The organism is Comamonas testosteroni, from assembly GCF_030505195.1.
In the GTDB taxonomy this organism is placed as follows: domain Bacteria; phylum Pseudomonadota; class Gammaproteobacteria; order Burkholderiales; family Burkholderiaceae_C; genus Comamonas; species Comamonas testosteroni_G.
This window is the reverse complement of the sequence record NZ_CP129672.1, coordinates 1718297-1742211: the sequence shown is the minus strand read 5'-3', so window position 1 is coordinate 1742211 and position 23915 is coordinate 1718297. Positions and strand designations below refer to the sequence as shown.

At 62.8% G+C, this 23915-nt stretch carries 19 protein-coding genes; 10 read left to right on the top strand and 9 right to left on the bottom strand.

Annotated elements, in window-relative coordinates; all coding sequences use genetic code 11:
- Positions 1-9: 9 nt before the first annotated feature.
- The 3 genes from QYQ99_RS07985 to hemA form a co-directional block, all read right to left on the bottom strand.
- On the bottom strand, positions 10-1986 hold the full coding sequence (locus QYQ99_RS07985) for a PEP/pyruvate-binding domain-containing protein (protein ID WP_302092176.1): 1977 nt from the start codon (positions 1984-1986) through the stop codon (positions 10-12).
- A 98-nt stretch (positions 1987-2084) separates the two neighbouring features.
- The gene (prfA, locus tag QYQ99_RS07980; protein WP_302092175.1) at positions 2085-3164 is read right to left on the bottom strand and encodes a peptide chain release factor 1; all 1080 of its coding nucleotides are present in this window, start codon (positions 3162-3164) and stop codon (positions 2085-2087) included.
- A gap of 126 nt (positions 3165-3290) precedes the next feature.
- Complete coding sequence (hemA, locus tag QYQ99_RS07975) at positions 3291-4595, bottom strand: glutamyl-tRNA reductase (RefSeq protein WP_302092174.1); 1305 nt, start codon at positions 4593-4595, stop codon at positions 3291-3293.
- A 72-nt stretch (positions 4596-4667) separates the two neighbouring features.
- On the opposite strand from hemA, the gene QYQ99_RS07970 reads away from it, so the two are divergent.
- A complete protein-coding gene (locus QYQ99_RS07970; RefSeq protein ID WP_302092173.1) occupies positions 4668-4943 on the top strand; it encodes a hypothetical protein in 276 nt (91 codons plus the stop codon).
- 89 nt (positions 4944-5032) lie between these two features.
- Here QYQ99_RS07970 and QYQ99_RS07965 read toward each other — a convergent pair whose 3' ends face one another.
- Positions 5033-5938 (bottom strand): LysR substrate-binding domain-containing protein, encoded by a 906-nt coding sequence (locus QYQ99_RS07965; RefSeq protein ID WP_302092172.1) that lies wholly within the window; start codon positions 5936-5938, stop codon positions 5033-5035.
- Between the two features lie 158 nt (positions 5939-6096).
- Between QYQ99_RS07965 and QYQ99_RS07960 the strand changes: the two genes are divergently transcribed.
- From QYQ99_RS07960 to QYQ99_RS07945, 4 genes are all read left to right on the top strand, one after another.
- The gene (locus QYQ99_RS07960; protein ID WP_302092171.1) at positions 6097-7086 is read left to right on the top strand and encodes a tripartite tricarboxylate transporter substrate binding protein BugE; all 990 of its coding nucleotides are present in this window, start codon (positions 6097-6099) and stop codon (positions 7084-7086) included.
- Positions 7087-7097: 11 nt separating this feature from the next.
- Positions 7098-7991 (top strand): N-formylglutamate amidohydrolase, encoded by an 894-nt coding sequence (locus QYQ99_RS07955; RefSeq protein ID WP_302092170.1) that lies wholly within the window; start codon positions 7098-7100, stop codon positions 7989-7991.
- A 189-nt stretch (positions 7992-8180) separates the two neighbouring features.
- On the top strand, positions 8181-9809 hold the full coding sequence (locus QYQ99_RS07950) for an SEL1-like repeat protein (protein ID WP_302092169.1): 1629 nt from the start codon (positions 8181-8183) through the stop codon (positions 9807-9809).
- A 182-nt stretch (positions 9810-9991) separates the two neighbouring features.
- On the top strand, positions 9992-10975 hold the full coding sequence (locus QYQ99_RS07945; RefSeq protein WP_302092168.1) for a Bug family tripartite tricarboxylate transporter substrate binding protein: 984 nt from the start codon (positions 9992-9994) through the stop codon (positions 10973-10975).
- A 202-nt stretch (positions 10976-11177) separates the two neighbouring features.
- Here QYQ99_RS07945 and ugpQ read toward each other — a convergent pair whose 3' ends face one another.
- The 5 genes from ugpQ to ugpB form a co-directional block, all read right to left on the bottom strand.
- A complete protein-coding gene (ugpQ, locus tag QYQ99_RS07940; protein ID WP_302092167.1) occupies positions 11178-11954 on the bottom strand; it encodes a glycerophosphodiester phosphodiesterase in 777 nt (258 codons plus the stop codon).
- A gap of 179 nt (positions 11955-12133) precedes the next feature.
- A complete protein-coding gene (locus QYQ99_RS07935; protein WP_302092166.1) occupies positions 12134-13141 on the bottom strand; it encodes a sn-glycerol-3-phosphate import ATP-binding protein UgpC in 1008 nt (335 codons plus the stop codon).
- A gap of 60 nt (positions 13142-13201) precedes the next feature.
- Entirely contained in the window at positions 13202-14053 is an 852-nt protein-coding gene (gene ugpE / locus QYQ99_RS07930; RefSeq protein WP_302092165.1) for a sn-glycerol-3-phosphate ABC transporter permease UgpE, read from the bottom strand.
- A gap of 2 nt (positions 14054-14055) precedes the next feature.
- Positions 14056-14937 (bottom strand): sn-glycerol-3-phosphate ABC transporter permease UgpA, encoded by an 882-nt coding sequence (gene ugpA / locus QYQ99_RS07925; protein ID WP_034364530.1) that lies wholly within the window; start codon positions 14935-14937, stop codon positions 14056-14058.
- Positions 14938-15059: 122 nt separating this feature from the next.
- Positions 15060-16373: a sn-glycerol-3-phosphate ABC transporter substrate-binding protein UgpB gene (gene ugpB, locus QYQ99_RS07920; RefSeq protein ID WP_302092164.1), complete on the bottom strand. Its 1314-nt coding sequence runs from the start codon at positions 16371-16373 to the stop codon at positions 15060-15062.
- 504 nt (positions 16374-16877) lie between these two features.
- Here ugpB and QYQ99_RS07915 point away from each other — a divergent pair.
- From QYQ99_RS07915 to QYQ99_RS07895, 5 genes are all read left to right on the top strand, one after another.
- Positions 16878-20795 (top strand): FAD/FMN-binding oxidoreductase, encoded by a 3918-nt coding sequence (locus QYQ99_RS07915; protein WP_302092163.1) that lies wholly within the window; start codon positions 16878-16880, stop codon positions 20793-20795.
- A 156-nt stretch (positions 20796-20951) separates the two neighbouring features.
- Positions 20952-21389, top strand: a complete 438-nt coding sequence (locus tag QYQ99_RS07910) for an HIT family protein (protein ID WP_302092162.1) — start codon at positions 20952-20954, stop codon at positions 21387-21389.
- A gap of 74 nt (positions 21390-21463) precedes the next feature.
- Positions 21464-21883, top strand: a complete 420-nt coding sequence (locus QYQ99_RS07905; protein WP_302092161.1) for a DUF971 domain-containing protein — start codon at positions 21464-21466, stop codon at positions 21881-21883.
- Between the two features lie 243 nt (positions 21884-22126).
- A complete protein-coding gene (gene ubiE / locus QYQ99_RS07900) occupies positions 22127-22858 on the top strand; it encodes a bifunctional demethylmenaquinone methyltransferase/2-methoxy-6-polyprenyl-1,4-benzoquinol methylase UbiE (protein ID WP_302092160.1) in 732 nt (243 codons plus the stop codon).
- Positions 22859-22909: 51 nt separating this feature from the next.
- Positions 22910-23905 carry a Tim44 domain-containing protein gene (locus QYQ99_RS07895; RefSeq protein ID WP_302092159.1) on the top strand — a complete coding sequence of 332 codons (996 nt, stop codon included), beginning with the start codon at positions 22910-22912 and terminating at the stop codon, positions 23903-23905.
- Positions 23906-23915 lie beyond the last annotated feature (10 nt).

The following is a 23915-nucleotide window of genomic DNA, read 5'->3' as shown; positions in this document are numbered from 1 at the left end:
GGCGGATTCTTAACGTTGGGGTGCCGAGATGAAGGGGCGCGACTGCAGGATGATGAGCTGATCGCCCTGCACGGCCCACTCGATGTCCTGATCCTTGCCGCCAAAGCGCTGCTTGATGCCGGCTCCTGCGCGGGCCAGTCGCTGCACCAGTGCGTCGCTGAGCACGGCGCGGCCGGGCGCAACCGCCACTTCACGCACGCCGCCCCTGTCATCCAGCTGCAGGGCCACATCGTCCTGGGAGCGGTTGAGCACCTGCACGGCCTTGCTGCGGCTGGAGTAGAGGATCTGCTCTGCAACCCGCCGGCCCTCGACCACGCGGATGCCTATGCCGCGCTTGGCGGCGATATAGCTCATGTAGCGGTGCGAGGCATCGAAGGGGTCGCGGGTGATCATCACCCCCGATGCCGAGGAGTCCACGGCTTTTTGTACCAACACCGACATCATCACCTGCGCGTCGTCGATGCCCGCTGCCTGTCTGGCTTCCCAGGCCTCGAAGTTGTAGACAGAGGCCCAGACCTTGCGCACCGCAGCAGCCAGATCCGTGCCGCTGCGTACATTGGGCACGGTGGTGTACAGGCCTGCTCCGCTGAAGTTGGGCAGGTCCTCGGAGCTGGAGGAGCTGCGTACGAACACGCCCTGGCTGCCCAGCTGGCCGGACCAGCGCTGCGCCCAGGCATCGGCCACGGCCGGGCTGACGGGCCATTGCTCGATTTCGGCCTGCAGCGCGGACAGGGCTTGCCTTCGGATGCCTGCATCCGTCGCAAAATCGGGCTGCTGGCGCATGCGGGCAATGCGCTCGGCCAGGCCGTTGGCGCGCATGAAGTCGGCATAGGCGGCAAACGGAATGCAAAAGCCGTCGGGCACGCTGACGTCCGCCAGGCGGGCGGACTGGATCTCGCCCAGATTGGCGGCCTTGGCACCGCAGCGGCGGCGATCCGCGCTGCGCAGGGCGGCCAGAGGCACCAGCTCGCTGCGGCGCAGATCGGGCTGCAGCAAGACCTTGCGGCCCTTGGCGGGCTGGCGCAGTGCCTGCTGCTGCGCGCTTTGCTGTTCGGCAGCCGTGGCGGCGCGCAGCGCAAAGCTGGCGGGCTGTACGTCGATATGCACCCAGCGGCCGTTGAAGGCAGCGTATTGCTCGGCCGCTTTTTGCACATAGGCATTGGGTATGCCCCAGCCGCGCGCCAGCAAATTGACATGAGACAGCACGGTTGACGGCCTTTCCGTCACCACGCCGGCCACGGGCGGCAAGCTGATGGGCACTTCGCGCAGCAGCACGATGTCATTGGGCTGAAGATCACTCACCTCTTCAGCCTGGTTCAGGATGCGCAGCCGGCCCACGGCCTGACCCTGGTTCAGCGGCAGATAGGTCTGGGCACCCAGCAGCTGGGCCTGGGTGACTGCTGCAATACCGGCTTGCTGGGCCACGGCTTCTTGCTGAGTGGAGTTGGCCTTGAAGCGCACAGGGGCGAAGAAGCCGGTTTTCAGTGCAGCCGCCGTGGTCTGCAGCAGCTCGGGCGTGAGCTGGTCGCCCTCCCAGAACTCGTAGCTGTAGTCCTTGAGCGCGGGCTGCCAGCTCAGCGTGCCCAGGATGAAGCGGCGGCCCGGTTCGCGGTAATTGCGGTTGAGCGCAGGCTTGCCGCCCTGCAGCAGGCCTTTGGCACGCAGAAAATCTTCGTGAAACGCATAGCGCGGCGTGTTGATGAAATGCAGTGGTGCACTCTTGCTGTGGCGGTCGATCACAAACAGCACATGGGGCATGGCGCTGGCTGGCTCGAAGATACGGGCCATGCGATCGAAATCGGCGCGGCTGGCCAGCGCCGGAAGGCTGGCAGCAGCGCTGCGGTTGCCGCTGGCGTCGACCGGGCTTCCCGCGCCCGAGTCATAGGCCGATGGCTTGCGCAATGCCTGAGCCTGGGCGGCGGTCGATGCGAACAACAGGCCCGATAGCAAAGCAGAAACCAGAGTCGGCAAAAAGCGCTGTGTCATCTTGAAATTGTTCCCATTGCTGGCGAGTCGTTCGAGCGGGCCGGGTTCGAGCCGGCTGCCGCCTGGCTGTCCCCTGCCGCAGGGCAATGCCTGTGGCCTCAGGATGCGGCCAGCTCTGCCAGCAGCTCGGCCTCGCGTGCATGTTGCAGGGCCTGGATCACATCGCCCAGATCGCCTTCCATCACGGCCAGCAGCTTGTACAGCGTGAGGTTGATGCGGTGGTCGGTGAGGCGGCCCTGGGGAAAGTTGTAGGTGCGGATGCGGTCGCTGCGGTCGCCCGAGCCGATCAGGCCCTTGCGCATGGCCGCTTCCTTGGCGGCCCGCTCGCTGCGTTCCTTTTCCTGGATGCGGGCCTGCAGCACCTGCAGAGCCTTGGCCTTGTTGCTGTGCTGGCTGCGGCCGTCCTGGCATTCGGCCACGATGCCCGTGGGCAGGTGGACCACGCGCACGGCGGAGTCGGTCTTGTTGATATGCTGGCCGCCGGCACCGCTGGCGCGAAAGGTGTCGATGCGCAGATCGGCGGGATTGAGCGTGATGGCCTCGGCTTCGTCGGGTTCCGGCATCACGGCCACGGTGCAGGCGCTGGTGTGGATGCGTCCCTGGGTTTCAGTGGCGGGCACACGCTGCACGCGGTGGCCGCCCGACTCGAAGCGCAGCGCGCCGTACACGTTGTCGCCCTCGATGCGCAGCACGACTTCCTTGTAGCCGCCGATTTCGTTTTCGCTGGCGCTCATCACTTCCACCTTCCAGCCCACGTTGGTGGCGTAGCGGGTGTACATGCGGGTCAGGTCGCCGGCAAACAGGGCCGACTCGTCACCACCCGTGCCGGCGCGGATTTCGACAAAGGCGGGGCGGGCATCGTCGGGGTCCTTGGGCAGCAGCAGGCGCTGCAGCTCGTCCTCGAGCTTGATCAGCTCGGCCTCGCCGCTGCCGATCTCCTCCTGCGCCATTTCGGCCATGTCGGGGTCGTCCAGCATGTCACGCGCGGCGGCGATGTCGGCTTCGGTCTGCAGGTAGCGGGTGTAGCGGCTGGCAATGGCCGTCACATCGGCATGCTCGCGCGAGATGGTGCGGTACTGCTTCATGTCGCCCATGATGTCTTCGCGCGAGAGCAGAAAGTCCAGCTCCTGCAGGCGTTGGGCGTAGCGTTCGAGCTGGTTGCGCAAAAAGTCTTGCATAGGGGGCACCTAGGGCTTGGGAAAGGTGAGGGTGCTCACCTTTGTGGAGTCAGAAAAGAGGGAGGGCGGGCCACGGTCGGGCCTTGCGCTGCACGAGGACGGCAGCGCCAAAGCGGGCGAGCGCCGCTAAAGCTTGCTGGGGTTGCGGCTGGCGCGCAGGAACAGACGGGAGACGGTGTCCGCTGTCTGGGCACGCTCTTCGGCGCCGCCCTTGTGCAGCTCGGCCATGGTGCCGTGCAGCATTTTCTGTGTGAGGCCGCGCGAGAGCGCTTCCAGCACGGTGTCGATATCTTCGCCCTTGGCCAGCAGCTTTTTGGCGCGGGCAATTTCCAGCGCACGCCATTCGTCGGCCTGGGCATTGACCTGCTGGATCAGTGAGACCGCGCCGCCCACGGGGTTGCGCTGGTCCATCCATTGCATAAAGCTTTGCACGCCGGTGTCGATGATGACCTCGGCCTGCTGCACGGCGGCCTGGCGCTGGGCCTGACCCGTGCGCACGACGGTTGCCAGATCGTCCACGGTATAGAGATAGACGTCGTTGAGGTGCTTGACCTCGGCTTCGATATCGCGCGGCACGGCCAGGTCCACCATGAAGATGGGGCGGCGCTTGCGCTTCTTGAGAGCAGACTCCACGGCACCCAGGCCGATGATGGGCAGGGTGGAGGCGGTGCAGCTGATGATGGCGTCGTACTCGTGCAGATGCTCGGGCAGGTCGGCCAGGCGCATGGTGCCGGCGCCGAACTGGGCCGCCAGCTTTTCGCCACGCTCCATGGTGCGGTTGGCGATGGTGATCTGCCTGGGGTTGCGGGCGGCAAAGTGGGTGGAGACCAGCTCGATCATCTCGCCTGCGCCCACGAAGAGCACGCGGATCTTGCTGAGGTCTTCGAACAGCTGGCCGGCCAGACGCACGGCAGCGGCAGCCATGGAGATGCTGTGCGCGCCGATCTCGGTGGAGCTGCGCACTTCCTTGGCCACGGCAAAGCTGCGCTGAAACAGCTGGTTGAGCGTGGTGCCCAGTGCGCCTGCGGTTTCGGCAGCGCGCACGGCGTTCTTCATCTGGCCGAGGATCTGCGCCTCGCCCAGCACCATGGAGTCCAGGCCCGAGGCCACGCGGAAGGCGTGACGGGCGACCGAGCCGTCCTGCAGCAGATACGAGTGCTGGCGCAGCAGCTCAGGCGCTACGCCGCCGCTGTTGGCCAGCCAGTGCATGGTGTGATCCATGGCCGGGGCGTCGGCCGCGCAGTAGATCTCGGTGCGGTTGCAGGTGGAGAGGATGGCGGTTTCCACGGCGCTGTGAGCCCGGCCCGCATGGGACAGGGATGCGCGCAGGCCTTGCAGCGTCGGCGCGATCTGATCGAGCGCGAACGCAAAACGGCCCCGCATATCGAGCGGCGCCGTGTGGTGATTGATACCTAAAGCCCAGACTGCCATAACTGAGGATTATAAAATTTAGAACCGGATTGGGCACCCCCCGGTCTCAAAGCCTTGGAATCGATTGTTGCCATGGATTTTGTTGCGAGCGTTAATCATTTATTCAACTTCGTCGCCCCCGCTTTTTTTCTCGCGCTGGGCCTGGCTGTCTGCGCACGCTTGTTCAAGCAAAACAAGGCTGGAGCCCAATCCTTCATTGCGCAGGTAGCTATTAATTTCATATTAGGTATGGCGGTTTTGCTGGCCAGTCTCTGGCTGTTTTCACGCGATGGCAAGATGCTCGGCTATGCCGCACTGGTGTGCACAAGTGCCTGCTGCCAATGGGTGCTTTGCAGAGCCTGGCGCTGATTGGCGCACTGGCTGGAAAGCAGTTTTGCGTGAAATCTTGATCTGACTCAAGAGTGCCTGTTGTATTCGCGCCAGTCTCTGGCCGGGCCTCAGTCGCTGACGGCCCTGGGGCCGGCCTGCTCCAGTATCCAGCGGCGAAACTGCTTTAAGGCTTCCGTCGGAGGGCGGCTGCCTTGCTGGCACAGAAAGTAGCCGCGCTCGATATGCACCGGTGCATCCAGCGCCAGAGCCACGCGCCCCGAGGCCAGATCCTCCTCCACCAGGCAGCGCTGAACCATGGCTGTGCCCATGCCGGCAGCCACGGCCTGCACCAGCAGGGCCACGGTCTCAAAGTCCGCAACCGGGGCAGGGCAGGGCTGGTCGAGACCCCGGGCCTGCATCCAACTGGCCCAGTTGCCCGGGTAGTTGGTGTGGAACAGCAGCGGGCGGTTCAGCAAATCCTGTTCGCTGCGGATGGGGTTCGGCCCCTGCAGCTCGCGCGGGTGGCAGATGGGAATGAGGTCGCGGCCGATCACATATTCGGCCTCCACGCCTGCCGGCCAGTGCTGGCTGCCGACGCGAATCCAGGCATCGATCTCCGGCGCATTGAGCGGATCGTCGCGCCGGTAGGGCGCGAAGGAAAGCATGATTTGCGGATGACGGCGGTTGAAGTCGGGCAGGCGCGGAATCAGCCAGTGGCTGAACAGCGTGGGAATGACCGACAGACGCAGCTGGGGCCCGTGGCGGCGCCTGCGCGCGGCGGCCGATGCGGCTTCGATCGCCATCACGGCAGGCTCTACCGCCTGCAGATAGTCCTGTCCTGCTGCGGTGAGCGCATTGCGTCTGCCCAGGCGCTCGAACAGGGCAAAGCCCAGATGCTCCTCAAGCCTGGCAATGGCCCGGCTGATGCCGCCCTGCGTCACATACAGCTCCTGGGCGGCGAGCGAGTAGCTGCCCAGGCGGGCTGCTGCGGCAAAGGCGTGAAGTTCGGACAGGGACGGGGAGTGCATGCGCATGACGGCTTGAATTATGACGGTTGGTAATACTTGCGTGCCGTCTTGTCGCTTTTCGTGCCACGGCCTGCGGCACAGAATGAAACAAAGGTCGGAGCGTTCGATGAAGCGCTCTGAGCCGACCCATAACCAGTCTTTCACGAGATCCAAGGAGAAGCCGCATGGCCATTCGTCGTACCGTTCTGTCGTCCATTGCCGCCTGCGCAGCGGCCGCCGCGCTGTCCCCCGCGTTCGCGGCCAATGCCGCAGCGGACTACCCCAATCGTCCCATCCGCCTGATCGTGCCCTTTGGTGCGGGCGGCTCCACCGATATGGTGGCGCGTCTGCTGGCCGACAAGATGGGCCAGATACTGGGCAAGGCCGTGGTGGTGGACAACCGGGGCGGAGCCGGCGGCTCCATCGGCGCTTCGGAAATCGCCAAGGCCGCTCCCGACGGCTACACCATCGGCATGGCCACGGTGTCCACCCATGGCTCCAATCCGGCCATCTTCCGCAAGCTGCCCTATGACGCGATCAAGGACTTTGCTCCCATCACCAATGTGATGAGCGTGCCCAGCGTCTTTGTGGTGAACGCCAGCGTGCCTGCCAAGACCATGAAGGAATTCATCGCGCTGGCCAAGGCCAACCCCGACAAGTACACCTTTGCCTCGCCGGGCACGGGCTCGCTCGGTCATGCCAATATCGAGAACTTCATGAACCTCGCGGGCATCCAGCTGCTGCACATTCCTTACAAGGGTGCGGGCCAGGCGATTACCGATGCGCTGGGCGGACAGGTCAATGCCATGACGGACAACCTGCCCTCGACCCTGCCGCATATCAAGGCTGGCCAGCTGCGTCCCCTGGCCGTGCTGGCCCTCAAGCGCAGCGATGTGCTGCCCGATGTGCCCACCTATACCGAGCTGGGCTTTCCCCAGATGGGTGACGGTGGCTGGTTCGGCCTGGTCGCGCCTGCCGGCACGCCCAAGCCCATCATCGACAAGCTCAATGCGGCGGCCCACAAGGTCATGGCTTCGCCCGACTATCTGGAAAAGCAGAAGTCCATCTCCGGTGAGTCCATGGGCAACACGCCCGAGCAGTTCGCCAAGCAGATCCGGGCCGCGATCGAGCGCTACACGGCCGTGGCCAAGCGCGCCAATATCAAGCTGGACTGATGAAGACCTCGATGTCTGTGCCTGATTTCCTGCAAGCCAGACCGGCCGAGCCGGTGCTGGTGCACCCGGCCCGGGGCGAGGTGCTGCCCATAGTCTGCGACTCGCCGCACAGCGGCACGGCCTATCCGGAGGACTTCGGCGCCGTCGTGCCCATGAGCCTGCTGCGCCGTGGCGAGGACACGCATGTGGCCGCGCTCTGGGACCGCTGGCCCGAGTTCGGCGCGACGCTGCTGGAGGCGACTTTCCCGCGCACCTATGTCGATCCGAACCGCAACGAGTCCGATCTGGACCCCGCGCAGATCGAGGGCGAGTGGCCGGTGCCGCTGTCGCCCAGCATCAAGACCCAGCAGGGGCTGGGCCTGATCTGGCAGCGCATCAGCAAGGCCGGCGTGGCTACGCCCCTATATGAGCGCAAGCGCACCGTGGCCGAGGTGCAGCACCGTATCGAGCGCTACTGGCGCCCCTATCACGCGGCGCTGGCGCAGGCCATCGACGACAGCGTGGCGCGCTTCGGGGCTGTGTGGCATCTGAATCTGCACTCCATGCCCAACGACGTGTACCAGCGACTGGGTCGTAGCGATGCGCCGCCGCTGGCCGACTTCGTGCTGGGCGACCGCGATGGCACGACCTGTGCGCCCGAGTTCATCCACCTGGTGGGCGATACGCTCAAGGGCTTCGGCTACAGCGTGGCCTATAACGAGCCCTATAAAGGTGTGGAGTTGATCGGGCGCATCGGCCAGCCGCAGCTCAATCGCCACTCGATGCAGATCGAGATCCGTCGCCCCGTCTATATGGACGAGGATACGCGCGAGCCGAATGCGGGCTTCGAGCCGCTGCGCCTGCATTTTGCCCAGCTCATGCAGGTGCTGGCGGACTATGTGCGCCAGCAGATGAGCAGAGGCTGAAACCCTTCCATCGCTCCAAGCCCGGCTTTGCCGGGCTTTTTCATGGCCCGGCCAAATGTCAAAAAACTGTGGCTAGGATGCCGCGATTGAGGGATTCCTTATCGAAGCTGCTATCAGAATCAGTTACGCTCGCAGGTTGGTGTCATCGTATGTCTGATGTAACAACAAGCGTCTAGGAATCGTACCGGAATGAAGTTCACTCCCATCGCAGCGCTGGTCATGTCGAGTCTGGCGGCCTTTGCCCAGAGCGCATCCGCGCAAACCGGTGCGGAAGGTCGCATGAATTTTTTGCGCGATTCCAGAGCCGCCACATCGGGCCCCCAGTTTGAATTCAGCCGCCTGCAATATGGCCCGCTGCCGATTGCAGGCTCGCGCGTGGCCTCCACGGCCGGACCGCTGCAGGAGGCTGAGCGCGGCGATGCCAAGGCGCAGAACCAACTGGGCGAGATGTATGTGCACGGCCAGGGAGTGCCCCAGAATGCCGCCACCGCCGCACAATGGTTCCGCAAGGCCGCGGCGCAGGGGCACGCGGGTGCCCAGAACAGCCTGGGTGCGCTGTATGCCAACGGCCAGGGCGTGCCTCAGAACTATCGCGAGGCGGCCCAGTGGTACGGCCGCGCGGCGCAGCAGAACAATGCCGTGGCGCAGTACAACCTGTCCCACCTCTATCAGCAAGGTCTGGGCGTGCCCCAGAGCTTCAGCACCGCTGCCCAGTGGCTGGAGAAATCCGCCGCACAAGGCCATGTGACGGCCCAGTTCGAGCTGGGCCAGCGCTATCTCAAGGGCGATGGCGTGGCCGTGAACTACATGACGGCTGCAGACTGGTTCAAGAAAGCCGCCGATCAAGGCCATGCACAAGCGCAGAACCAACTGGGCTCCATGCTGTCCGACGGAGTGGGCGTGAAGCTGGACCCCGTGCATGCCGCCCAATGGCTGCAGCGCGCTGCCGAACAGGGCGACGCCAGGGCCCAGAACAGCCTGGGCCGCATGTATATGGATGGCGTGGGCGTCCCGCGCGACTACAAGCTGGCGGCTTCCTGGTTCCAGAAGAGCGCCGAGCAGTGGAATGCCGACGGCCAGAACCATCTGGGCCGCCTGTATCTGTACGGCCTGGGTGTGGAGCAAAGCCCTGCCTATGCAGCGCAATGGTTCCAGCGCGCGGCCGACCAGAATCACGCCGATGCCCAGTACAACCTGGGCACCATCTATGCCGAAGGCCTGGGCACGCCCCAGAACTACGGCACGGCTTTGCAGTGGTATCAGAAGGCGGCCGAGCAAGGCCATGCAGCGGCCATCAACAACGTGGGTACGCTGTACGCCGAAGGCCGTGGCGTTGCGCAGAACTATGCGACGGCCATGCAGTGGTTCCGCCGCGCGGCCGACAAGGGCGATGCCTCGGCCCAGTTCAACCTGGCGCGTCTGTATGCCGATGGTCAGGGCGGTGCCGCCAGCCCCGCTCAGGCGATGAAGTGGTATGCCGCAGCGGCCGAGCAAGGCCATTCCGGCGCGCAGAACCGCCTGGGCGTGATGTATGCCGAAGGCCAGGGCGCTGCGCGCGACTACGCCAAGGCCGTGCAGTGGTACCAGCGTGCGGCCGAGCAGGGCGATGCCGCAGCCCAGTACAACCTGGGCATGGTCTATGCACAGGGTCAGGGCGTGCCGCGTGACAATGCCAGGGCCTACTTCTGGTACAACCTGGCGGCCATGGAGCTCGGTGGCGATGCCGCCAAGCGCCGCGATGAAGCGGCCAACAAGCTCAGCATTGCCCAGGTGGCCGAGCAGCAGAACAAGGCGCTGGCCTGGCAACCCAAGCGCTGATTGCCGCTTGGCACTCAGGCACCCAAGCGCTTCCTTCGAGAAGCGCTTTTTTATGTCGGCCGGCTCCCGCCATGGTTCAAGTCATGGCTCGAATGCCGCTATCCAGCGCAGGTTGACTACCGATCAGACTGCCCGGACAGCGCTTTGTGCGGCCGATGATTTCTAAAGCCAAGGAGACAACAATGAACAAGACTTCAATGAACATGCTGGCCGGCCTGATGGCTGGCGCAGGCCTGCTTTTGTCCGCGGGCGCACAGGCTCAGGACGCCTTTCCGACCAAGCCGATTCGCATCGTGCTGGGCTTTCCCGCCGGCGGCCCGCTGGACCAGCATGCCCGCTTGCTGACCGAAAAGCTGCAAGGCGTGCTCGGACAGCCGCTGGTGGTGGATTACAAGCCTGGAGCGGGCGGCTCCGTGGGGGCGCAGGACGTGATGCGCTCGCCCGCCGACGGCTACACGCTGATGCTGGCCAATACCGGCGTGATGGTCATCAACCCTGCGCTCTACAGCAAGCTGCCCTACAACACGCTCAAGGACTTCACGCCGATTGCCCGCACCGCCATGCAGCCGCTGGCGCTGCTGGTCAACAACAAGGTGCCGGCCAAGACGCTGATCGAGTTCACGACCTATGCCAAGGCCAACCCCGGCAAGATCAACTTCGGCTCGGCCGGCAATGGCGGCATCAGCCATCTGGTGCCCGAGATGTTCAAGAGCGCCGCAGGCCTGGATCTGGTGCACATTCCCTACAAGGGCAGCGCGCCTGCGTTCACCGATCTGATCGGCGGTCAGGTGCAGTTCATGGCCGAGAGCATTCCTCAGGCAGCGGCCTATCACAAGCAGGGCAAGGTGCGTGCTCTGGCCGTGACCAGCAAGGAGCGCAACCCCGCACTGCCCGAGGTGCCGACCGCCATAGAGTCCGGCCTCAAGGGCTTCGAGGTGGTGGGCTTCTATGGCTTTCTAGCCCCCGCCGGCCTGCCCAAGGAGGTGACTGCCAAGCTCAGCAACGCCTTCCAGCAGGTCATGAACCTGCCCGATGTGAAGAGCCGCATGGTGGAGCAGGGCGCCGATCCGGCCTTCCTGGGCTCCGACGCCTTCGGCAAGTTCCTGGCCAGCGAGACGCCGCGCTGGGCTGCAGCCGTCAAGGCCTCCGGCACGAAACTGGATTGACACCCCCTGAGGCCCTTGCGCGGCCGCCCTGCTTTGTCAGTGCCAGTATTGGAGGTGGTGAACGCAAAAAAGCCCGGTCGCTTTGCAGTGGCCGGGCTTTTGTACTGCTATGAATATAGAAGCTTCTTGCGCTTGATTTGAAGGGATTTCAGCATTGATTGATGCTGAGGTTCTTGGTGGATCTGCGTAAGCAGCTACTGATTTACAGCTGCTCGCCTGTCTGCGCGGGGCTGAAAAGGTCCACGCAGTCGGTGATGATGCCGTCCGTGCCCAGGTCTATCAGGCGCTGCGCCGCCCATGGGTCGTTGACGGTGTAGCTGCTGCAGTAGAGGCCGGCGCCATGCACCTTGGCCACCAGCTCGGGCGTCCACAGCGCATGGTTGAGCACCATGGCGCTGCACTCCAGCTCCAGAGCCAGCTTCAGGTCGGCGTCGCCGCTGGCGTCGGCCAGCTTGTCCACCAGCAGGCCGCGCGGAATATGCGGAGCGGTCTCGCGGGCGCCCTTGAGCGAGTCGGACTTGAACGAGGTGAACAGCGGCTGCACCTCGGTCTTCGGCCAGATGCGCTGCATCAGCTCGCCGCAGGCACGGCCGGTTTCCAGCTCCTGGCCCGGAGTCGGCTTGATTTCCACATTCAGGTGCAGATGGTTGGCCAGGCACCAGCGCGCCAGGGCTTCCAGCGTGGGCAGGGCTTCGCCCGCATAGGCGCGTGAGTGCCAGCTGCCGGCGTCGAGCTGGGCGATCTCGCCCATGCTCAGTGCGCCGCCAATGCCGCGGCCGTTGGTGGTGCGCTCCAGCGTGGCGTCATGCATCAGAAACAGCACGCCGTCCTGGCTGAGCTTGGCATCGCATTCAAAGAAGCGGTAGCCGTGTTGCGCGCCCAGGCGGAAGGCGCTCATGGTGTTCTCCGGTGCCAGCTTGCCGGCGCCGCGGTGGGCCACCCAACGAGGGTAGGGCCAGGGTTTCAAAGCATTCGTCATAGTGAGTCCAACAAAGTTTGCGGCTTCATACTTCAGGGTAGCTTTGGGCGCGTCGATGAGAACTGGCGCAACCCATCTCAGAGACACCGAGCAAGAGCCGCCTTGCGGCGAAGGTGTCGTCCCCCTCCCGCGTAGCGAGAGAGGGGGAAGCGGCGCAGCCGCTCAGGGGGTGTTGCGATTTATACGCGTTTGCCGGTTTCGGCGTTGAACCAGTGCAGGCGGTCTTCGCGCGCCGAGATGCGGGCCGTTTCACCGGGCTTGGGATAGGGCTTGCCTTCTTCCACGCGCACGGTGACGTCTTCATCGCCCACCTTGCCGTAGAGCAGGCGCTCGGCACCCAGCAGTTCCACGGTCTGGACCTTGAACTCCAGGCCGCCGGCTTCCACCAGGTCGATATGCTCGGGGCGGATACCCAGGATCAGGCCGGGCTTGCCGTTGGGCGAGTGCTTGAGCAGGTTCATGGGAGGGGATCCGATGAAGCCCGCCACAAAGGTGGAGGCGGGTGTGTGATAGACCTCTTCGGGCGTGCCGAACTGCTCCACATAGCCGCCGTTCATCACCACCATGCGCTGCGCCAGGGTCATGGCCTCGACCTGATCGTGGGTCACGAACAGGCTGGTGATGCCCAGCTCGGCGTGCAGCTTCTGGATCTCCAGGCGGGTCTGGCCGCGCAGCTTGGCGTCCAGATTGGACAGGGGCTCGTCGAACAGGAAGACCTGGGGCTGGCGCACGATGGCGCGGCCCATGGCCACGCGCTGGCGCTGGCCGCCAGAGAGCTGGCGCGGCTTGCGGTCCAGCAGATGGCTCAGCTCCAGAATCTTGGCGGCCTTGTCCACGCGGCGCTTGATCTCGTCCTCGGGCACCTTGGCGAGCTTCAGGCCATAGGCCATGTTCTCGTAGTTGCTCATATGGGGGTAGAGCGCGTAGTTCTGGAACACCATGGCGATATTGCGCTTGGCGGGCTCCAGGTCGTTGACCTTGTTGCTGCCGATCAGCAGGTCGCCATCGGTGATTTCTTCCAGGCCTGCGATCATGCGCAGCAGGGTGGACTTGCCGCAGCCCGAGGGGCCGACCAGCACGATGAATTCGCCGTCCTTGATTTCGACGTTGATGCCGTGAATGACGGGCACGGCAGACTTGCCGGTGCCGTAACGCTTGATGATGTTCTTCAGAGAGATGGATGCCATGACAGGTCTTCCAAGTATTCGTTCAATGGGGCAAAAGGCGGGATGGGTCGTGGTCGAGGCTTATTTCTCGGTATCCACCAGACCCTTCACAAACCACTTTTGCATCAGCATCACCACGGCCGTAGGCGGCAGCATGGCCAGGATGGCAGTGGCCATCACAATGTTCCAGTCGACGCTGGCGTCGCCGCCGCCGCCCAGCATGCTCTTGATACCGACGACCACGGGGTACATGTCTTCCGAGGTGGTCATGAGAAGAGGCCACAGGTACTGGTTCCAGCCGTAGATGAACTGGATCACGAACAGTGCGGCAATCGAGGTCTTGGACAAGGGCACCAGAATGTCCTTGAAAAAGCGCATGGGGCCGGCGCCGTCGATGCGGGCTGCTTCCACCAGTTCGTCCGGCACGCTCAGGAAGAACTGGCGGAACAGGAAGGTGGCGGTGGCGGAGGCGATCAGCGGCAGGGACAGACCGGCGTAGCTGTTGAGCAGGCCCAGTTCAGCCACAACCTTGTAGGTGGGCAGAATGCGCACTTCCACGGGCAGCATCAGCGTCACGAAGATGGCCCAAAAGCACAGCATCTTGAAGGGGAAGCGGAAGTAGACGATGGCAAAGGCCGAGAGCAGCGAAATCGCGATCTTGCCCACGGTGATGATCATGGCCACGACAAAGCTCACCCACATCATCTGCACGACGTTGGTGTTGGAGCCCAGTTTGCCCGAGCCCACCAGGGCTTCCTTGTAGTTTTCCCACAGGTGCGAGCCGGGCAGCAGCGGCATGGGTGCCTGCACGATCTCGCTGGCCGTGTGGGTGGAGGCGACCAGTGCCAGGTACAGCGGGAAGGCGACGATGGCCACGCCGAGAATCAGTACGGCGTGGGAGAAGAAATTAAGCCAGGGATTGCGATCGACCATGATCAGTACTGCACTTTCTTTTCAACATAGCGGAACTGGATCACGGTCAGCACGACAACAATCAGCATCAGGATCACGGACTGGGCTGCCGAGCCGCCCAGGTCCAGCGCCTTGAAGCCGTCCAGATAGACCTTGTAGACCAGAATCGATGTCGATTGGCCGGGGCCGCCATGGGTGGCTGCGTCGATGATGCCGAAGGTGTCAAAGAACGCGTAGACGATGTTGATCACCAGCAGGAAGAAGGTGGTGGGCGAGAGCAGCGGCAGCTGGATGTTCCAGAAACGGCGCCATGGGCCGGCACCGTCGATGGATGCGGCCTCGATCAGCGCTTTGGGGATGGACTGCAGGCCCGCAAGGAAGAACAGGAAGTTGTAGGAGATCTGTTTCCACACCGAGGCCAGCACGATCAGCGTCATGGCCTGGTTTTCGTTCATCAGATGGTTCCAGGTATAGCCTAGCTTGTTCAGGAAATACGCCACCACACCGATGGAGGGCGAGAACATGAAGACCCACAGCACACCCGCGATGACGGGGGCGACCGCGTAGGGGATGATCAGCAAGGTCTTGTAGACCATGGCGAAGCGCACGATGCGATCCGCAAAGATGGCCAAGGCCAACGAGGTGGCAATGCCAAGACCAGCGACGAGCACGGAAAACAGGGCTGTACGCTTGAAGGAGTTCAGATAGGTGGGGTCGGAGAAGATCTGCCGGAAATTGTCAAATCCCACCCATTCGGTACTCATGCCGAACGCGTCTTCCATCTGGAATGACTGGAGGACAGCCTGACCAGCGGGCCAGAAAAAGAAGATACCGATGATCAGTAGCTGGGGGGCGATCAGCACCCAGGGCAGCCACTTGGATCGGAAAAGAACGCGTTTTTCCATGAGGAGTTACAAATAAAAAAACCGCCGGAGCCTGGGTGCAGTCAACGGGGTATTTGGGGGTGCAGAGCCTTGTTTGAAGGCCCCGCAGGCCTTGGCGGCACCCTTGCGGGTGCCTGGAGGGTTTACTGTTTGTAGGAGCGCTCGAAGCGAGCCAGCAATTCGTTGCCGCGGCTCACGATGGAGTCCAGCGCCTGCTTGCCGGTCTTCTTGCCAGCCCACACCTGTTCGAGTTCTTCATCCTCGATGGTACGGATCTGCACGTAGTTGCCCAGACGGATGCCGCGCGAGTTGTCGGTCACCTTGCGGATCATCTGCGTCACGGCCGTGTCGGTGCCGGGGTGCTTGGCGTAGAAGCCGGACTTTTCGGTCAGGTCATAGGCCGCCATGGTCACGGGCAGGTAGCCGGTACGCTGGTGCGAAGCGGCCTGCACCTTGGTCTGCGACAGGAACTCGAAGAACTTGGCCACGCCCTTGTACTCTTCGGCCTTCTTGCCGGCCATGACCCACAGCGAAGCGCCGCCGATCACGGTGTTCTGGGGCGCGCCCTTGACATCGGGATAGTAGGGCAGGGGAGCCAGGGCGTAGTTGAACTTGGCGTTCTTGGCCACATCGCCGTAGAAGCCGGACGAAGTCTGGATCATGGCGCATTCACCGGCGGTGAACGAAGCCTGGGGGGTGGAGGCGCGACCCTTGTAGACAAACTCGCCAGCCTTGGCCGCTGCGGCCAGGTTGTCGATGTGCTTGACGTGCAAAGGCGAGTTGATCTTCATGCGCGCCTTGTAGCCGTTGGCGCTCAGACCGTTGTGCTCGGTGGCGAATTCCACGTTGTGCCAGGTGGAGAAGGACTCCAGCTGGGTCCAGCCTTGCCATGCCAGGGTCATGGGGCAGCTGTGGCCGCTTTCCTTGAGCTTCTTGGCGGCAGCAAAGACTTCGGGCCAGGTCTTGGGGGCGACGTCGGGGTTCAGGCCGGCCTTCTTGAAGGCGTCCTTGTTGTAGTAGAAGATGGTTGTCGAGCTGTTGAAGGGGAAGCTCAGCATCTGGCCGTTGGGGGCCGTGTAGTAGCCGGCCACGGCGGGGATGTAGGCCTTGGGGTCGAAAGCGACGCCGGCGTCCTGCATCACCTTGCCCACGGGCACGGTCGCGCCCTTGGAGGCCATCATGGTGGCAGTACCCACTTCAAACACCTGCAGGATGTGAGGGGCGTTGCCCGAGCGGAAGGCTGCAATCGCGGCTGTCATGGATTCGTCGTACACGCCCTTGAACGTGGGGACGACCTTGTAATCCTTCTGGCTTTCGTTGAACTGCTTGGCCAGATCATTGACCCACTCGTTATTCACGGCAGTCATCGAGTGCCACCATTGGATTTCGGTGACGGCTTGTGCCGAGAAAGTAGTAGCGGCGACGGCGGCGGCCATGGCCAGTTGCTTGAATTGCATGAAGGCTCCTCTAACGATCGTTGACGCAATATGCGGTGATGCACACTAAGTCATCCGTATGACATATGGATGTCATTGTTTGCATGGGCAACGCGTCTCACCATGGGCAGAACCCGCAGTCACAAGCCTATGTATGACGATCCGGTGACATTTGGTGGTGCGCGAAGCTGCGCCATTCTAGGTCAACGGCATTTCGTTTGTTGTTGGTAGTCTTTCGTATTGAGTTGTTTTTGATTCGGAAATGTATGATTTTTGTCTCAATCGCCTATGGAAGATTCATCTGCGCATTTGGCTGCATGCAGCGGTGAACGGGTTCGCAGCGCCCTTGTGCACTGCCATGTGGCGAATCGCCTGGGAAATGCCGGTGGGGCTTGCTGCTTTGGCGATAGCAGGGCTGGCCACTCAGAACCCATAGCAAAGCATGGCTGAGCCGCCGTCGCTTAAAATCGTCATCCCACTGGCTTAGGGGTGCCACACAGAGGGCGCCCGACACGGTCTACCCCCATGAATGTACCGATTGCGTTGGCTGCCGCCCTCCAGGCCCAGGCTGCCGAACCCGCACGACTGCGCGAGATTCCCTATAACTACACATCGTTCTCTGACCGTGAGATTGTGATTCGTCTGCTGGGCTCATCCATGTGGGATGTGCTCAATCAGCTGCGTCAGGAACGCCGGACCGGCCGATCTGCCCGCATGCTCTACGAAGTGCTGGGGGATATCTGGGTTGTGCAGCGCAATCCCTATCTTCAGGACGATCTGATCCACAACCCCGACCGCCGCAAGTCGCTGGTCGAGGCTCTGGAGCATCGCCTGGCCGAGATCGACAAGCGCCGCGAGCCCAACGAGGATGCGCTGCGCGATCAGCTGGTGGGTCAGCTGGTGGAAGCGGCCCACCGCGCCGTGCATGAATTCAACGCCACTTTTGTCGAGGCCGAGCAGCTGCGCCGCCGCGCGCAGAAGACGCTGCGTCGCTATACCGCCAAGGACAACATCAAGTTCGACGGTCTGTCGCGCGTGGCCCATGTGACCGATGCGACCGACTGGCGCGTCGAGTACCCGTTTGTCGTGCTGACGCCCGATACCGAAGCCGAAATGGCCGGTCTGGTCAAGGGCTGCATCGAGCTGGGACTGACCATCATCCCGCGCGGAGGCGGTACCGGATACACGGGTGGTGCCATACCTTTGACCTGGCGCTCGGTGGTCATCAACACCGAGAAGCTGGAAGCGCTGAGCGAAGTCGAGATGCGCATGATTCCCGGCGTGGATCATGAAGTGCCCACCATCTACTCCGAAGCCGGTGTGGTGACGCAGCGCGTGGCCGATGCGGCCGAGCGCGGCGGCTTTGTGTTTGCCGTGGATCCGACCTCCATCGAGGCCTCCTGCATCGGCGGCAATATCGCCATGAACGCGGGCGGCAAAAAGGCCGTGCTCTGGGGTACCGCCCTGGACAATCTGGTGTCCTGGCGCATGGTCACGCCCGATGCGCAGTGGCTGGAAGTCACGCGTCTGGACCACAACCTGGGCAAGATTCACGATGCCGAGATGGCCTGCTTCGAGCTGAAGTACTTCGAGGCGGACGGCAAGACCCATGTGCGCACCGAGCGCCTGGACATTCCCGGTCACACCTTCCGCAAGGAAGGCCTGGGCAAGGACGTGACGGACAAGTTCCTCTCGGGTCTGCCCGGTATTCAGAAGGAAGGCACGGACGGCCTGATCACCAGCGCGCGCTGGGTGGTGCACCGCATGCCGGCGCACACGCGTACCGTGTGCATGGAGTTCTTCGGCAATGCCAAGGACGCCGTGCCCTCCATCGTCGAGATCAAGGACTATATGTTCGCCGAGCAAAAGCGCTCGGGCGTGCTGCTGGCCGGTCTCGAACACCTGGACGACCGCTACCTCAAGGCCGTGGGCTACGCGACCAAGAGCAAGAAGGGCAACGGCCATCTGCCCAAGATGGTGCTGCTGGGCGATATCGCCGGTGATGATGCCGATGAAGTGGCGCGCGTGACCAGCGAAGTGGTGCGCATTGCCAATTCGCGCAACGGCGAGGGCTTTATCGCCATCAGCTCCGAGGCGCGCAAGAAGTTCTGGCTGGACCGCAAGCGCACTGCCGCCATCTCGCGCCATACCAACGCCTTCAAGATCAATGAAGACGTGGTGATTCCTCTGCCACGCATGGCCGAGTACACCGACGGCATCGAGCGCATCAATATCGAGCTGTCGCTGCGCAACAAGCTCAAGCTCTGCGACGAGCTGAGCGGCTTCTTCAAGCACTCCGATCTGCCCCTGGGCAAGAGCGACGACGCCGGCGACATCCCCAGCGCCGAGCTGCTGGAAGACCGCGTGCAGCAGGCGCTGGCGCTGGTGGCCGAGGTGCGCGAGCTCTGGCAGGGCTGGCTGGACGGCGTGGCCACGCTGTTCCCCGAACTGCAGGACCACCGCTTGCGTGCGAGCTGGAAGACCCAGCTCAAGGAGCCGCTGTCCGCGATTTTCGCGGGCGCTGCCTTCCAGCCGCTGCGCGAGTCCATCAACGAGATTCACCAGAAGGTGCTCAAGGGCCGTGTCTGGGTGGCGCTGCACATGCACGCCGGTGACGGCAATGTGCACACCAACATCCCTGTCAACTCCGACGACTATGAAATGCTGCAGACCGCGCACGAAGCCGTGGCTCGCATCATGGAGCTGGCGCGTAGTCTGGACGGCGTGATCTCGGGTGAGCACGGCATCGGCATCACCAAGCTGGAATTCCTCTCGGATGCCGAGCTGGCACCGTTTGCCGATTACAAGAAGCGTGTGGACCCAGAAGGCCGCTTCAACAAGGGCAAGCTGATCCGCAACGAAGAGTGGGATGCCCTGGCACACCAGAGTCACGACGGTCGCTCGCCGCGCGAGTCGCTGATGTTTGCCGACCTGACCAACGCCTACACGCCCAGCTTCGGCCTGATGGGTTATGAGTCCATCATCATGCAGCAGTCGGACATCGGCGCCATCGCCAACTCCGTCAAGGACTGCCTGCGCTGCGGCAAGTGCAAGCCCGTGTGCGCCACCCATGTGCCGCGCGCCAATCTGCTGTACTCGCCGCGCAACAAGATCCTGGCCACCTCGCTGCTGGTGGAGGCCTTCCTCTACGAGGAGCAGACACGCCGTGGCGTGTCCATCAAGCACTGGCAGGAATTCGAAGATGTGGCCGACCACTGCACGGTCTGCCACAAGTGCTTCAACCCCTGCCCGGTCAAGATCGACTTCGGCGACGTGACCATGAATATGCGCAATCTGCTGCGCAAGATGGACAAGAAGAGCTTCCGTCCCGGCAACAAGCTGGCCATGGCCATGCTCAATGCCACCAACCCCGACACCATCAAGTTCATGCGCACGGCCATGGTGGGCGTGGGCTTCAAGGCCCAGCGTCTGGCGGCCGACTTGCTGGGGGCTGTCGCCAAGAAGCAGACCGCGCATCCGCCCGCATCCGTGGGCACGGCTCCCATCAAGGAGCAGGTGATTCACTTCATCAACAAGAAGCTGCCCGGTGGTCTGCCCAACAAGACGGCACGCGCCTTGCTGGATATCGAAGACAAGGATTACGTGCCCATCATCCGCGACCCGCAGGCCACCAAGTCGGATACCGAGGCGGTGTTCTACTTCCCGGGTTGCGGCTCCGAGCGCCTGTTCAGTCAGGTGGGTCTGGCCACGCAGGCCATGCTCTGGCATGCAGGCGTGCAGACCGTGCTGCCGCCCGGTTATCTGTGCTGCGGCTATCCCCAGCGCGGCTCGGGCCAGTTCGACAAGGCCGAGAAGATGATCACGGACAACCGTGTGCTCTTCCACCGTGTGGCGACCACGCTCAACTATCTGGACATCAAGACCGTGGTGGTGAGCTGCGGCACCTGCTATGACCAGCTGCAGGGCTACCAGTTCGACAAGATCTTCCCCGGCTGCCGCATCATCGACATCCACGAATATCTGCTCGAAAAGGGCATCACGCTGCAGAACAAGGGCTCATACCTCTACCACGACCCCTGCCATACGCCCATGAAGCAGCAGGACCCGATAAAGACCGTCAAGGCCTTGATGGGTGACAACGTGCTCAAGAGCGAGCGCTGCTGCGGCGAGTCCGGGACGCTGGGCGTGACGCGTCCCGACATCTCCACGCAGATCCGCTTCCGCAAGACCGAGGAGATCCGCAAGGGCGAGGCCGCGTTGCGCGACAACGGTCAACTGGGCGCTCAGGACAACGTCAAGATCCTGACCAGCTGCCCCAGCTGCCTGCAGGGCCTGAGCCGCTATGGCAACGACCTGAACAACGGGCTGCTCGAAGCCGACTACATCGTGGTCGAGATGGCGCGCGACATTCTGGGCGAGAACTGGATGGCCGAGTACGTCAATCGCGCCAACCAGGGCGGTATCGAGCGCGTGCTGGTGTGATGCCCCCTGAGTCGCTTCGCGCCCTCCCCCCAAAAGGGGGCGACACCCTCGGCGTGGGGCGGCGCGGCCGGCATAGGCCCTTGCTCGGTGCCTCTGGCCTGCGCTGGGGTCACATCGCAGTGATGTGGGTAAGAAGCATTGCAATGGAGATTTCAGATGTTGGTTGAAAACTGTCCTCTGTGTGCAACCGATGGCGGTGCGCTGGTCTGGCGCGGCGACAAGCTGCGCGTGATCCGGGCTGTGGAAGCTGGCTTTCCGGCCTTCTATCGCGTCGTCTGGAATGACCATGCGGCCGAATTCTCGGAGCTGAGCGCGACGGATCGCATTGTCTGCATGGATGCCGTGGCCCTGGTCGAGCGTGTGCTGCGCGAGCAACTGGCCCCGACCAAGATCAACCTGGCGGCTCTCGGTAACATGGTGGCGCATCTGCACTGGCATGTGATTGCGCGCTATGACTGGGACAGCCACTTTCCCGCCTCGGTCTGGGCTGCGGCCCAGCGCGAGCGCGATGAAGAGCGCGAAGCCGAGATTGCCCGCCAGCTGCCGCAGGTGGATGAAGTGCTGCAAAAGGCGTTGGCCCTCTGGGCCGCGTGATGTTTTTCATCTCCCTCGGGAGATTCAAAGGGCAGCTTGAGGCTGCCCTTTTATGCATTGATTAGGAGAAAACCATGGCAGGACTGCAAGCCAACACTCCCACCCCTCAGTCGCTGACCGTGCATGGTGCATCACGCGTGCTGGAGGTTTCTTATTCGGACGGCAAGACTTTCCGCATCCCGTTCGAGTTGCTGCGCGTGTACTCTCCCTCGGCCGAGGTGCAAGGTCATGGCCCTGGCCAGGAAGTGCTGCAGACCGGCAAGCGCGATGTGGGCATCAACACCATCGAACCGGTGGGCAACTACGCCATCAAGCCGTTCTTCAGCGATGGGCACGAAAGCGGTCTGTACACCTGGGAATACCTCTACCAGCTGGGCAGCCAGCAAGATGCTCTGTGGCAGCAATATCAGCAGCGCCTGGAAGAGGCCGGGATGGATCGCGATACGCCCATGCCCGAGAAGGGCGCAGGCGGTCATGGCTGCAGCGTGCATTGAGCTTTGACTGTCAGGGGCTTGAATGTCGGCTCAAAAGCCGGCAGCAACGTCCCGTACACGCCACATAGCCCATGCGTACGGCACAGGGTTATTGAGGCTGGTGCTATATTTACAATAGCTTTAAGCGCGCATGAAATAAGCGCTCAAGGCGAATTCTTTCCAAAAACCATAGTGCTTCAAAGCCTGTAGCTATACGGGGTTGTCGCTGTACGCGCAAGCACTGCCTGCTTAGCATTCTTTGTTATGAGCTCCACACACTTCGGATTCCAGACTGTTGATGAAAGCGAGAAGGCATCGCGCGTACGCGGTGTGTTCGACTCCGTGGCGTCCAAGTACGACGTCATGAACGACGTGATGTCGGGTGGGCTGCACCGCGCCTGGAAGGCTTATGCGCTGATGGTGGCCAACCTCAAGGAAGGCGACAAGGCGCTGGACATCGCGGGCGGCACAGGCGATCTGTCCCTGGCTTTTTCGAAGAAGGTGGGCGCCAGCGGTCAGGTGGTGCACACCGACATCAATGAAGCCATGCTGCGCGTGGGGCGTGATCGTCTGACCGACAAGGGTGTGATCCTGCCCACGCTGGTCTGCGATGCGGAAAAGCTGCCCTTCCCCGACAACTATTTCGATCTGGTCAGCGTCGCCTTCGGCCTGCGCAATATGACGCACAAGGATGCAGCGCTCAAGGAAATGAACCGCGTGCTGCGCCCCGGGGGCAAGCTTTTGGTGCTCGAGTTTTCCAAGGTGGCCAAACCGCTGGAGAAAGTCTATGACTGGTACTCGTTCAAGATTTTGCCGACCATGGGCAAGATGATTGCCGGCGACGCCGAAAGCTATCGCTATCTGGCTGAGTCCATCCGCATGCACCCAGGCCAGAAGGAGCTCAAGGCCCTGATGCAGCAATGCGGCTTTGGCCATGTGGACTATCACAACATGACAGGAGGCGTCTGTGCCTTGCATGTGGGAATCAAGTGTTAAGTGCGCCCTGTGCGCAGATTTGTAGCGACTTTCTATAAGAAGGGAGATGAGATGAAGAAACTTTGGTCAATCGCTTTGGTGGCGATGCTGGTGGTGGCACATGGACAGGCCGATGCAAAACGCATGGGCGGTGGCTCATCGTTCGGCAAGCAATCGGGTAACGTCACTCAACGCGAAGCGTCTCGTGCTCCTGCCCAGCAGGCTCCGCAGCAAAATGCGGCGCAGCAAAACCGTGCTGCTCCGCCTGCAGCGGCTCCGGCTGCTGCACCCAAGAAGCCATGGGGCGCCATGCTGGGCGGCCTGGCCGCAGGCCTGGGCCTGGCCTGGCTGGCCAACTCGCTGGGCATGGGCGAAGCCTTTGCCAATATGCTGATGTTCGGTCTGCTGGCCATGGTGATCATGGTGGTGGTCGGCATGATCATGCGCCGTCGCAAGGCAGCGCCTGCCGTGCAGAGCGCTGCCAGTCCATTCGCCTTTCAGGGCGCAGGCAATCTGGGCGGTGATGTGAATGCACCTCAGGCACGCCAGTACAACCCTGAAAAAGTGGGCAATGACGCGTCGGCTCGTCCTTGGGAGCAGAACCATATTCCCGAAGCCGCAGCAGCTGCTGCTGGCGGCTCCATGATCGGCTCTGCCCTGTCGGGTTCGCAGAACTGGGGTGTGCCTGCAGACTTCGATGCCGAAGGCTTTCTCACTGCAGCCAAGCGCAACTTCGTGACGCTGCAGTCGGCCTGGGATCGTTCCGACATCACCACTTTGCGCTCCATGATGACCGACGAGATGCTCGCGGAAATCCGCGGCCAGCTGTCCGAGCGCGAGACGCAGCGCGCGGGCGAGCCCAACCACACCGATGTGTTGATGATCGATGCACAGCTGCTGGGCATCGAAGACCTGGGCAATGGCTATATGGCCAGCGTCGAGTTCTCCGGCATGATCCGCGAAGAGACATCGGCAGGCCCCAGCCCCTTCCGTGAAGTCTGGAACATGACCAAGCCCAAGAGTGGCAACAGCGGCTGGCTGGTGGCTGGCGTGCAAGCCCTGCAATAAGCGCAGCAGG

What these genes read in the sequence shown, in the direction of transcription:
- QYQ99_RS07985 (WP_302092176.1), bottom strand. Translation starts at nt 1,986, where the DNA reads ATGACACAGCGCTTTTTGCCGACTCTGGTTTCTGCTTTGCTATCGGGC.
- prfA (WP_302092175.1), bottom strand. Translation starts at nt 3,164, where the DNA reads ATGCAAGACTTTTTGCGCAACCAGCTCGAACGCTACGCCCAACGCCTG.
- hemA (WP_302092174.1), bottom strand. Translation starts at nt 4,595, where the DNA reads ATGGCAGTCTGGGCTTTAGGTATCAATCACCACACGGCGCCGCTCGAT.
- QYQ99_RS07970 (WP_302092173.1), top strand. Translation starts at nt 4,668, where the DNA reads ATGGATTTTGTTGCGAGCGTTAATCATTTATTCAACTTCGTCGCCCCC.
- QYQ99_RS07965 (WP_302092172.1), bottom strand. Translation starts at nt 5,938, where the DNA reads ATGCGCATGCACTCCCCGTCCCTGTCCGAACTTCACGCCTTTGCCGCA.
- QYQ99_RS07960 (WP_302092171.1), top strand. Translation starts at nt 6,097, where the DNA reads ATGGCCATTCGTCGTACCGTTCTGTCGTCCATTGCCGCCTGCGCAGCG.
- QYQ99_RS07955 (WP_302092170.1), top strand. Translation starts at nt 7,098, where the DNA reads ATGTCTGTGCCTGATTTCCTGCAAGCCAGACCGGCCGAGCCGGTGCTG.
- QYQ99_RS07950 (WP_302092169.1), top strand. Translation starts at nt 8,181, where the DNA reads ATGAAGTTCACTCCCATCGCAGCGCTGGTCATGTCGAGTCTGGCGGCC.
- QYQ99_RS07945 (WP_302092168.1), top strand. Translation starts at nt 9,992, where the DNA reads ATGAACAAGACTTCAATGAACATGCTGGCCGGCCTGATGGCTGGCGCA.
- ugpQ (WP_302092167.1), bottom strand. Translation starts at nt 11,954, where the DNA reads ATGACGAATGCTTTGAAACCCTGGCCCTACCCTCGTTGGGTGGCCCAC.
- QYQ99_RS07935 (WP_302092166.1), bottom strand. Translation starts at nt 13,141, where the DNA reads ATGGCATCCATCTCTCTGAAGAACATCATCAAGCGTTACGGCACCGGC.
- ugpE (WP_302092165.1), bottom strand. Translation starts at nt 14,053, where the DNA reads ATGGTCGATCGCAATCCCTGGCTTAATTTCTTCTCCCACGCCGTACTG.
- ugpA (WP_034364530.1), bottom strand. Translation starts at nt 14,937, where the DNA reads ATGGAAAAACGCGTTCTTTTCCGATCCAAGTGGCTGCCCTGGGTGCTG.
- ugpB (WP_302092164.1), bottom strand. Translation starts at nt 16,373, where the DNA reads ATGCAATTCAAGCAACTGGCCATGGCCGCCGCCGTCGCCGCTACTACT.
- QYQ99_RS07915 (WP_302092163.1), top strand. Translation starts at nt 16,878, where the DNA reads ATGAATGTACCGATTGCGTTGGCTGCCGCCCTCCAGGCCCAGGCTGCC.
- QYQ99_RS07910 (WP_302092162.1), top strand. Translation starts at nt 20,952, where the DNA reads ATGTTGGTTGAAAACTGTCCTCTGTGTGCAACCGATGGCGGTGCGCTG.
- QYQ99_RS07905 (WP_302092161.1), top strand. Translation starts at nt 21,464, where the DNA reads ATGGCAGGACTGCAAGCCAACACTCCCACCCCTCAGTCGCTGACCGTG.
- ubiE (WP_302092160.1), top strand. Translation starts at nt 22,127, where the DNA reads ATGAGCTCCACACACTTCGGATTCCAGACTGTTGATGAAAGCGAGAAG.
- QYQ99_RS07895 (WP_302092159.1), top strand. Translation starts at nt 22,910, where the DNA reads ATGAAGAAACTTTGGTCAATCGCTTTGGTGGCGATGCTGGTGGTGGCA.